Source organism: Streptomyces crystallinus, from assembly GCF_039521265.1.
GTDB lineage: Bacteria > Actinomycetota > Actinomycetes > Streptomycetales > Streptomycetaceae > Streptomyces > Streptomyces crystallinus.
In genome coordinates this window covers 52623-62787 of record NZ_BAAACA010000023.1, presented here as the reverse complement: position 1 = coordinate 62787, position 10165 = coordinate 52623, and the positions used below count along the sequence as shown (strand labels likewise).

Sequence of the window (10165 nt, the reverse complement as noted above, 5' to 3'; positions counted from 1 at the left end):
GTGGGCGGCGAAGGCCCAGTCCGCCCCGGGTCCGTGTCCCGGGGCGTGGGGCGGCGGAAGCGGCGCTCCCGCTTCGTGCTGCATCCGGTGCCACTCCGTCTCGTACAAGGCAACTGGCGCTGGTCCGACGCCCGTCGGAGGCGTCCGGTCCAGAACCGTACCTTCCCCGGCCGTCGCAGTGTGAACGGCCGGGGTGCGACGAAGGTGCCCGGTCAGCCGTCGAGTTCGTCGGCGAGCGCGCGCAGCGCCAGGCGGTACGAGCCGATGCCGAAGCCCGCGACGGTGCCGCTGGCCACGGCCGCCACCACGGAGGTGTGGCGGAACTCCTCACGGGTGTACGGGTTCGAGATGTGCACCTCGATGAGCGGGGCGGTGCGCTGGGCGGCCGCGTCCCGCATTCCGTACGAATAGTGGGTGAACGCGCCCGGGTTGAGAACGACCGGAATCTTTCCGTCGGCCGCCTCGTGCAGCCAGCGGATCATGTCGCCCTCGTCGTTGGTCTCCCGGACCTCCACGTCGAAGCCGAGCTCCTCGCCGAGGCCCCGGCAGACCTCGACGAGACCGGCGTAGGTGGTCGCCCCGTACACGTCCGGCTCGCGCGAGCCGAGGCGGCCCAGGTTGGGGCCGTTGAGCACCAGGACGCGACGGCTCACGAGGACACCTCGCCGTACGCCGCGAGCAGCACCGCCGGGTCGGGTCCCTCCAGGACCGTCGGCTTGGCGAGCCCGTCCAGGACGATGAAGCGCAGCAGGTTGCCCCGCGACTTCTTGTCCAGCTTCATGTTCTCGACCAGCTTGGGCCACTGGTCGGCGCGGTAGGTGAGCGGCAGGCCCACCGACTCCAGGATGGCGCGGTGCCGGTCGGCGGTGGCGTCGTCCAGGCGCCCGGCGAGGCGGCCCAGCTCGGCCGCGAAGACCATGCCCACGGAGACGGCGGCGCCGTGGCGCCACTTGTAGCGCTCGTTCTTCTCGATGGCGTGCGCCAGGGTGTGCCCGTAGTTCAGGATCTCGCGCAGCCCCGACTCCTTGAGGTCGCTGGCGACGACCTCCGCCTTCACCCGGATCGCCCGCTCGATCAGCTCGGCCGTGTGCGGGCCCTCGGGGGTGCGGGCGCCCGCCGGGTCGGCCTCGATCAGGTCGAGGATGACCGGGTCGGAGATGAAGCCGGCCTTGATGACCTCGGCCATGCCGGAGACGAAGTCGTGCACCGGCAGCGACTCCAGCGCCGCCAGGTCGCACAGCACGCCCACGGGCGGGTGGAACGCGCCCACCAGGTTCTTGCCCTCGGCCGTGTTGATGCCGGTCTTCCCGCCGACGGCCGCGTCGACCATGCCGAGCACGGTGGTCGGGACCGAGATCCAGCGCACCCCGCGCAGCCAGGTCGCCGCGACGAAGCCGGCGAGGTCGGTGGTGGCGCCGCCGCCGACGCCCACGACGACGTCGGTACGGGTGAAGCCGGACTGGCCGAGCGCCTTCCAGCAGTAGGCGGCGACCTCGTAGGTCTTCGCCTCCTCGGCGTTGGGCACCTGGATGGCGATGGCTTCATAGCCCTGCGCGGCCAGGTCCTCGCGGATGGCGTCGCCGGTGCCGGCCAGCGCCTCCGGGTGGATGACGGCGACCTTGCGGGCCTTCGTACCGATCAGGCCGGGCAGTTCGGCGAGGAGGTTGCGGCCGACGAGCACGTCGTACGGGTCCGTTCCGGCGGTGGCGCCGACGTGGATCCGGGTGGGTGCCTGCTCGCTCATGCGGATTTCAGCTCCAGTGCGTCGAGGACCGCCTGGGCGACCTCTTCGGGGGTACGGCCGTCGGTCTCGACGACGACCCTGGCGACTTCGGTGTACAGATGGCGCCGGGCTTCCATCAGCTCGCGCCACTGGCGGCGCGGGTTGACGGCGAGCAGCGGGCGGGCGGTGTTGAGGCCGACCCGCTTCACCGCCTCCTCGACGTCCATGGACAGATAGACGACCGGCAGGCCGGAGAGCAGCGCGCGGGTGGACGCGTCCAGGACGGCGCCCCCGCCGAGCGCGAGCACACCGGTGTGCTCGGCGACGGCGGCGGCGACCGCCTCCCGCTCCAGCTCACGGAAGTGCGGCTCGCCCTCGTCGACGAAGATGTCGGCGATCTCCCGGCCCTCGGCGGCCACGATGTCGGCGTCGGTGTCCCGGTAGGGCGCGCCGAGCCGCTCGGCAAGCAGCGCGCCCACGGTGGACTTCCCCGAGCCCATCGGGCCGATCAGGACGACCAGCGGACCGGTGCTCACCGGATCTGGAGGTTGTCGAGGTAGGACTGGACGTTGCGACGGGTCTCGGGGACCGAGTCACCGCCGAACTTCTCCGCCACCGCGTCCGCGAGCACCAGCGCGACCATGGCCTCGGCCACGATCCCGGCCGCCGGAACGGCACAGACGTCCGAGCGCTGGTGGTGCGCCTTCGCCGCCTCGCCCGTCACCACGTCGATCGTCGCCAGCGCACGCGGCACCGTCGCGATCGGCTTCATCGCCGCCCGTACACGCAACAGCTCGCCGGTGGTGAGACCGCCCTCGGTGCCGCCGGAGCGGCCGGAGGTGCGCTTGACGCCCTCAGCCGTCTTGACGATCTCGTCGTGCGCCTTCGAACCCGGCACCCGGGCCAGGTCGAAGCCGTCGCCGACCTCGACGCCCTTGATCGCCTGGATACCCATCAACGCCGCCGCGAGACGCGCGTCCAAGCGGCGGTCCCAGTGGACGTGTGAGCCCAAGCCGACGGGTACGCCGTACGCCAGGACCTCGACCACGCCGCCGAGCGTGTCGCCGTCCTTGTGGGCCTGGTCGATCTCCGCGACCATCGCCTTCGACGCGTCCGCGTCCAGGCAGCGCACCGGGTCCGCATCCAGCTTCTCGACATCGGCCGGGGTCGGGTACACGCCGTACGGCGCCTTGGCCGAGGCCAGCTCGACCACGTGGGAGACGACCTCGATGCCCGCCGTCTCCTTCAGGTACGAACGGGCCACCGCGCCGAGGGCCACACGGGCGGCCGTCTCGCGGGCGCTGGCGCGCTCCAGGACCGGCCGGGCCTCGTCGAAGCCGTACTTCTGCATGCCCGCGAGGTCGGCGTGGCCGGGGCGCGGGCGCGTCAGCGGCGCGTTGCGGGCCAGGTCGGCCAGGATCTCGGGGTCCACGGGGTCGGCCGACATGACCTGTTCCCACTTGGGCCACTCGGTGTTGCCGACCATGACCGCGATGGGCGAGCCCATCGACAGGCCGTGCCGGACGCCGCCCAGGAAGGTCACCTCGTCGCGCTCGAACTTCATCCGGGCGCCGCGTCCATAGCCGAGGCGCCGCCGGGCCAGGTGGTCCGCCACCATCTCCGTGGTGATCGGCACGCCGGCCGGAAGGCCCTCCAGCGTCGCCACCAGTGCGGGGCCGTGCGACTCCCCCGCGGTCAGCCAGCGCAACCTGCTCAACGGTGCTCCTCGTTGCTCGCGCGTCCTGGTACTGCGGCGCGGCCGGGTGCGCGGCCCTGGCCCGCCACCACTGATCCTCCCACGTCCAAGGTGGTGGGCCGGGCCCCGGTCCAGCAGGCGGACTGTGATTTCGTCAGGTGCGGGTCGCCAGAGCCGCCTCGCCCGCCTCGCGCATCGCCTCCAGCGGAGCCTTCGGTACGCCGGTCATCTGTTCCACCTGGAGCACCGCCTGGTGGACCAGCAGGTCCAGGCCGCCCACGACCGCTCCCCCGTTCGCCGACCAGGCGGCCGCGAGCGCGGTCGGCCAGGGGTCGTAGAGGACGTCGAAGAGGGTGCCGGGGCGGTCGGGGACCGCCGCCGCGAGCGCGTCGGTGGTGCCCGCCGGGGTGGTGGCGACGACCAGCGGCGCCTGGAAGGCCTCGGCCGCGTCCGCCCAGTCGGCCGTCCGCACGGCCACCCCCAGCCGCTCCCCCCAGCCCCGCATCTCTTCGGCCCGGGCGGCACTGCGTACATACGCGGTGACCTCTCCCGTACAGACACGGGCGAGGGCGGCCAGCGCGGAGGACGCGGTGGCGCCCGCGCCGAGCACGGCGGCCGAGCCGACCCGCTCGACACCGCGCTCACCCAGGGCGGCGATCATGCCGGGAATGTCGGTGTTGTCGCCGTAGCGGCGCCCGTCTGCGGTGAGGACGACCGTGTTGACCGCCTCCACGGAGGCGGCGGTGTCGCTGATGCCGTCGAGCAGCGGGATGATCGCCCGCTTCAGCGGCATCGTCAGCGAGAGCCCCGCCCACGACCGGTCGAGCCCGTCGACGAAGCCGGGCAGCGCGTCCTCGTCCACCTCGAAGCGGTCGTACGACCAGTGGCCGAGGCCGAGTTCCCGGTAGGCGGCGCGGTGCAGCACCGGGGAGAGCGAGTGGGCGATGGGCGATCCCAGTACGGCCGCCCGTCGCGCACCGCTCTCCTGGCTCACTGAACTCACTGGCCGGACTGCTCCTTCTGGTACTTCTTGCGGTTCTGCTCGTGCTCCTCGTTGGTGACCGCGAAGAGCGTCTCGTTCTCGGTGACGGAGACGAAGTAGTACCACGGGCCCGGCGTGGGGTTGAGCGCCGAGTGCAGCGCGGACTCACCGGGGTTGCCGATCGGGCCGGGCGGCAGACCGTGGATGTAGTACGTGTTGTACGGGTGCTTGAAGTGGCGCAGATCCTTGACCGCGCCCGTGTCCAGGGTCGACTCGCTCTTGGCGTAGTTGACCGTGGAGTCGAAGTCGAGCAGGCCGTAGGTCTCGGTGTTGTTCGGCTTGAGGCGGTTGTAGACGACCCGCGCGACCTTGTCGAAGTCGTGCTTGTACTTGCCTTCGGCCTGCACGAGGCTGGCGACGGTGAGCACCTGGAGCGGCGACTTCAGGCCGAGCTTCGCGGCCATGCCCTTCAGGTCGACCTTGCCGTACTCGCTGTTCGCACGCGCGACCATCTTGCGGAGCACGTCCTCGGGCTTGGTGCCCTTGGCGACCGGGTAGCTGGCCGGGTAGAGGAACCCTTCCAGCGGGTCGGCGATCTCCTTGTTGTCGTTCGCCCAGTCGGGCAGCCCGAGGTTCTTCGCCTGGGCCTTCGCCACGTCCTTGGTCGTGCCCGGCTTGAGTTCGAGGCGCTTGTCGATCTGCTCGTAGACCCAGGCGTTGCGCTTGCCTTCGGGAATGATGAAGTTGCTGCGGCTGGCCGGGTTGAGCATGGCCGCGACCGCGTTCGCCGCCGACATCCCCTTGTTCAGGGTGTAGACGCCCGCCTGGAGCGTCTTGCCCTTGGGGTTGTCGTTCTGCGCCGAGACGAAGGCGCCCTGGCTCTTGACCACTCCGGCCTTGGCCAGGATGCTGCCGATCTCATAGCCGCCGGCGCCCTGCGGGATCTCCACCTGGACCGGGGTGGTGCCGGTGCCCACGTAGTCGGGGGCCGCGCCGAACTTCTTCTGCCAGAACTGGTAGCCGAAGTACCCGGCGCCGCCCACGCCGAGCGAGAAGACCACCACGAGCACCAGACAGGCGCGTCCGCTCTTGCCCTTCTTCTTGCCCTTGCCCCGGCGGTCGCGGCCGGCGCCGCCGCGCCGGGAGGCGCGCGGCTCGTCCTCGTCCTCGCCGTCGTCGGCCCTGGGCTCGTCCCCGCCGTCGCCGTCGCTGAAGAAGGGGTGCTTCTCCTCCTCCGGCGCGGTCTCCTCGGGGGTCCACTCCGGCGCCTGCTCGGGCACGGTGCGCCGCTGGCCCGGGGGCTGCGGCGGCGGATACGCCTCGGGCGTGCCGTAGTAGTCCTGGGTCTCGGTGCCGTAGCCCGGGTAGGCCTCGGTCTGCTGGCCGGCGTACGGCATGGCGGCCTGCTGGCCGGTGTCCCAGCCCGCGTGGTACTGGGCCTGGGTCTGCTGCTGTACGTACTGCTCCTGCTGGTAGCCCTGCTGGGGCTGCTCACCGTAGTGCGGCTGCTGCCCGTAGGCACCCTGCGACTGCTGCGCGTACTGCTGTTGCTGGTACTGGGCGTGCTGCTGGTGCTGCGGATGCTGCTGCTGGGCGTGCTGCTGGTGCTGCTGGGCGTACTGCTCGCGGCCCTGCTGGTCGCCGTACGGAGCCTGACCGGGCGCAGCCTGCTGCGCTCCCCACCCCTGGTCCCCGTAGAGGGGATCCTCGGGATGCCACGGTTCGGAGCCTGCGCCCCGGCCATACTCAGTCATCGGTCCCCTAGAGCCGCGAGGCATCCGGACGGTCCGCCTCTTTTGCTGTGCGGCAGCTGTTCGAATGTCGCCGCATCGCGCGGAACGTTACCGTATCGCGATCAGATAACCACTTCGACGCCCTCGCCGGGCGGGCGTCCTGACACCCGTTCGGCCTCAAGCGCGGTCTGCAGAATGATCACCGCGGCCGCCTGGTCGATGACCGACCTGCCCTTCTTCGCCTTCACCCCGGAGGCGCGCAGCCCCTGGGTCGCTGTGACGGTCGTCATCCGCTCGTCGACCAGCCGGACCGGGACCGGGGCGATGCCCTTCGCCAGTTCCTGGGCGAACTTGCGGACCTTGACGGCCGCCGGGCCCTCGCCCCCGCTGAGGGAGCGAGGCAGCCCCATGACGACCTCGATGGGCTCGTACTCCTCGACGAGCAGGCGCAACCGCCGGTGGGCGGCCGGGATGTCACGGCCCGGCACGGTCTCCACCGGTGTGGCGAGGACCCCGTCGGGGTCGCACGAGGCGACCCCGATCCGGGCGTCCCCGACGTCGATCGCGAGGCGTCGTCCGCGTCGCATCAGACGGTCTCGCCGACCTGGCGCTCGACGGCGTCGATGGCGTCGCCGATCGCGTCCGGGTTCTGACCGCCGCCCTGGGCGACGTCCGGCTTGCCGCCACCGCCGCCGCCGAGGGTCTTGGCGGCGGTACGCACCAGCTCACCGGCCTTGAGACCGCGCTCGCGGGCGGCCTCGTTGGTGGCGATGACCGTGACCGGGCGGCCGCTCGAGGTGGTGAAGAGGGCCACCACGACCGGGCGGTCGGAGGAGATGCGGCCGCGCACGTCGAGGACGAGCTTGCGCAGGTCGTCGGCGGAGGTGCCGTCCGGCACCTGGCCGGTGACCAGGGCCACGCCCCGGACGTCCTTGGCGCCCTCGGCCAGCCCGGCGGCGGCCTGGAGCACCTTCTCGGCGCGGAACTTCTCGATCTCCTTCTCGGCGTCCTTCAGCTTGCCGAGCATGGTGGAGATCTTCTCCGGCAGCTCCTCGGGACGGCCCTTGACCAGCTCCTGGAGCTGGGCGACGACCGTGTGCTCCCGGGCGAGGAAGTTGTACGCGTCCACGCCGACCAGGGCCTCGATGCGGCGCACACCGGAGCCGATGGAGGACTCGCCGAGCAGCTTCACCAGGCCCAGCTGGGCGGTGTTGTGGACGTGCGTACCGCCGCAGAGCTCCTTGGAGAAGTCCCCGATGGTGACCACGCGGACGCGCTCGCCGTACTTCTCGCCGAACTCGGCGATGGCGCCCTGCTTCTTGGCCTCGTCGATCGACATGACCTCGGCCTGGACGTCCAGTTCGCGCGAGAGCACCTCGTTGATCTTCTGCTCGACGTCGGTGAGGACCGTGCCGGGAACGGCGGCGGGCGAGCCGAAGTCGAAGCGGAAGCGGCCCGGCGAGTTCTCCGAGCCGGCCTGGGCGGCCGTCGGGCCGAGCGCGTCGCGCAGGGCCTGGTGGGTCAGGTGCGTGGCGCTGTGGGCACGGGCGATGGCGCGGCGGCGCTTGGTGTCGATGGTGGCGTAGGCCGAGGCGCCGAGGGTGACCTCGCCGACCTGGACGACACCCTTGTGGACGTGCACACCGGGCACCGGCTTCTGCACGTCGCGCACCTCGATGACGGCACCGCTGTCGAGCTTGATACGGCCCTGGTCGGCGAGCTGGCCGCCGCCCTCGGCGTAGAAGGGGCTGCGGTCGAGGACGACCTCGACCTCGTCGCCCTCGGAGGCGGCGGGCGAGGGCACGCCGTCGACGAGGAGGCCGACGACGGTCGACTCGTTCTCGGTGAGCGTGTAACCGGTGAAGTCGGTCTCGCCGGCGTTGTCGGCCACCTCGCGGTAGGCGGACAGGTCGGCGTGGCCGGTCTTCTTGGCCTTGGCGTCGGCCTTGGCGCGCTCGCGCTGCTCCTTCATCAGACGGCGGAAGCCGTCCTCGTCCACCGAGAGGCCCTGCTCGGCGGCCATCTCCAGGGTGAGGTCGATCGGGAAGCCCCAGGTGTCGTGGAGCAGGAACGCCTTGTCGCCGGCGAGGACCGTGCCACCGGAGGCCTTGGTCTCGGTGACGGCGGTGTCCAGGATGTTGGTGCCGCCCTTGAGGGCCTTGAGGAAGGCGGCCTCCTCGGCGAGCGCGACCGTCTCGATGCGCTTGCGGTCGGTGATCAGCTCCGGGTACTGCAGCCCCATGGTGTCGATCACGACGTCGATGAGGTCCTGGACGACCGGGCCGGTGGCGCCCATGAGGCGCATGTTGCGGATGGCGCGGCGCATGATGCGGCGCAGCACATAGCCGCGGCCCTCGTTGCCGGGGGTCACACCGTCGCCGATGAGCATCACGGACGTACGGATGTGGTCGGCCACCACACGCATGGAGACGTCGGTGTCGTGCTTGTCGCCGTAACGGACGCCGGTGAGCTCGGTGGCCTTGTCCATGACGACGCGCAGGGTGTCGGTCTCGTACATGTTCTGCACGCCCTGCAGGATCATGGCGAGACGCTCGAGACCCAGACCGGTGTCGATGTTCTTCGACGGCAGGTCGCCGAGGATCGGGAAGTCCTCCTTGCCCTCGCCGGCACCCCGCTCGTACTGCATGAAGACGAGGTTCCAGATCTCCACGTACCGCTCGTCGTTGACGGCCGGGCCGCCCTCGACGCCGAACTCGGGACCGCGGTCGTAGTTGATCTCGGAGCAGGGGCCGCAGGGGCCGGGGACGCCCATGGACCAGAAGTTGTCCTTCTTGCCCAGGCGCTGGATGCGCTCGGCCGGGACGCCGATCTTCTCGCGCCAGATCTGCTCGGCCTCGTCGTCGTCGAGGTAGACCGTGATCCAGAGCTTCTCCGGCTCCAGGCCGAAGCCGCCGTCCGCCACGGAGCTGGTCAGCAGCTCCCAGGCGTACTTGATGGCGCCTTCCTTGAAGTAGTCGCCGAAGGAGAAGTTGCCGCACATCTGGAAGAACGTGCCGTGCCGGGTGGTCTTGCCGACCTCTTCGATGTCCGGCGTACGCACGCACTTCTGCACGCTGGTGGCGCGCGGGGCGGGCGGCTTGGTCTCGCCCAGGAAGTAGGGCTTGAACGGCACCATGCCCGCGTTGACCAGGAGCAGAGTCGGGTCGTCCGCGATGAGCGACGCCGAAGGGACGACGGTGTGACCGCGCTCCTCGAAGAAGCTCAGCCAGCGGCGGCGGATTTCAGCCGACTCCATCAGTGGTCCTCATTCCGGTTGTACGAGATCTTCTTGTAGGAGATCTTCGGGTTCTGCTGGTGGGGTTGGTCGATGGCCGCGAGGCGGCGCTGCGCCGGGAGCTCCCGCACGTTGGAGGCGTTCAGCCCCAGCGCGTCGTTCAGTTCGGACTCGCGCTCGACCATTCCTGCCTTCACGTCGAGCGCGAAGTCCTTGAGCTTGTGGCCCGCCTCGATCGCCTTGTCGGCGGTGCGCGCGGCCAGCGACTCCGGGGTGAGCTGCTTCAGCTTCCGGTTGACCTTGGTGGTGGCCCACACACCGGCTGCGGCGCCCGCGGTGAACCAGAACGTACGGCGGAACATCGCAGCGTCAGCCCTTTCGCTTGCTCCGCCGCGCGGACGGCAGAGTCCGCCCGACGATCACCGTACGAGGCGGCTCGGCGGGCCCGGTTTTCCGTCCGATGGCCCGGCGCACCCCGTACCCGAAGGCCGCGACCTTCACCAGCGGGCCGCCGAAGGTGGAGGCGACCGTGGTGGAGAGCGCCGAGGCGTTGGAGGTGACCTCCTGGACGTCCGAGGCGATCGCGTCGACCCGGTCCAGCTGGGTCTGCGCCGAGCGCACCGCCGTCGAGGCGTCCGCCAGGAGCGGGACGGCCTGTTCGGTCACGTCCGCCACCAGCTTGGTCGTCGCCTTCAGCGTCTGGGCCAGCCGTACGAGGACTACGGCGAGGAAGGACACCAGGATCGCCCAGAAGACGGCCACCAGGATCCCGGCCACCTCTCCACCGGACACTTCG

10 protein-coding genes are annotated in these 10165 nt (G+C 70.8%); all 10 read right to left on the bottom strand.

Annotated features, from left to right (window positions below; genetic code table 11):
• Positions 1-212 precede the first annotated feature (212 nt).
• Positions 213-653 carry a type II 3-dehydroquinate dehydratase gene (gene aroQ / locus ABD236_RS19940; protein ID WP_344075138.1) on the bottom strand — a complete coding sequence of 147 codons (441 nt, stop codon included), beginning with the start codon at positions 651-653 and terminating at the stop codon, positions 213-215.
• Complete coding sequence (gene aroB / locus ABD236_RS19935) at positions 650-1744, bottom strand: 3-dehydroquinate synthase (RefSeq protein WP_344075137.1); 1095 nt, start codon at positions 1742-1744, stop codon at positions 650-652. The genes aroQ and aroB overlap by 4 nt, the downstream gene beginning before the upstream one ends.
• Complete coding sequence (locus ABD236_RS19930; RefSeq protein ID WP_344075135.1) at positions 1741-2259, bottom strand: shikimate kinase; 519 nt, start codon at positions 2257-2259, stop codon at positions 1741-1743. Before ABD236_RS19930 ends, aroB begins: the two co-directional genes overlap by 4 nt.
• Positions 2256-3440: a chorismate synthase gene (gene aroC / locus ABD236_RS19925; protein ID WP_344075134.1), complete on the bottom strand. Its 1185-nt coding sequence runs from the start codon at positions 3438-3440 to the stop codon at positions 2256-2258. The genes ABD236_RS19930 and aroC overlap by 4 nt, the downstream gene beginning before the upstream one ends.
• 133 nt (positions 3441-3573) lie before the next feature.
• On the bottom strand, positions 3574-4422 hold the full coding sequence (locus tag ABD236_RS19920) for a shikimate dehydrogenase (protein WP_344075133.1): 849 nt from the start codon (positions 4420-4422) through the stop codon (positions 3574-3576).
• The gene (gene mltG, locus ABD236_RS19915; RefSeq protein WP_344075132.1) at positions 4419-6155 is read right to left on the bottom strand and encodes an endolytic transglycosylase MltG; all 1737 of its coding nucleotides are present in this window, start codon (positions 6153-6155) and stop codon (positions 4419-4421) included. The genes ABD236_RS19920 and mltG overlap by 4 nt, the downstream gene beginning before the upstream one ends.
• 101 nt (positions 6156-6256) lie before the next feature.
• Complete coding sequence (gene ruvX / locus ABD236_RS19910) at positions 6257-6721, bottom strand: Holliday junction resolvase RuvX (RefSeq protein ID WP_344075131.1); 465 nt, start codon at positions 6719-6721, stop codon at positions 6257-6259.
• Positions 6721-9390 carry an alanine--tRNA ligase gene (alaS, locus tag ABD236_RS19905; RefSeq protein WP_344075130.1) on the bottom strand — a complete coding sequence of 890 codons (2670 nt, stop codon included), beginning with the start codon at positions 9388-9390 and terminating at the stop codon, positions 6721-6723. The genes ruvX and alaS overlap by 1 nt, the downstream gene beginning before the upstream one ends.
• A complete protein-coding gene (locus ABD236_RS19900; protein ID WP_344075129.1) occupies positions 9390-9731 on the bottom strand; it encodes a DUF6167 family protein in 342 nt (113 codons plus the stop codon). Before ABD236_RS19900 ends, alaS begins: the two co-directional genes overlap by 1 nt.
• Before the next feature lie 7 nt (positions 9732-9738).
• Positions 9739-10161, bottom strand: coding sequence for a DUF948 domain-containing protein (locus tag ABD236_RS19895; protein WP_079125788.1), 423 nt, complete (start codon positions 10159-10161; stop codon positions 9739-9741).
• Positions 10162-10165 lie beyond the last annotated feature (4 nt).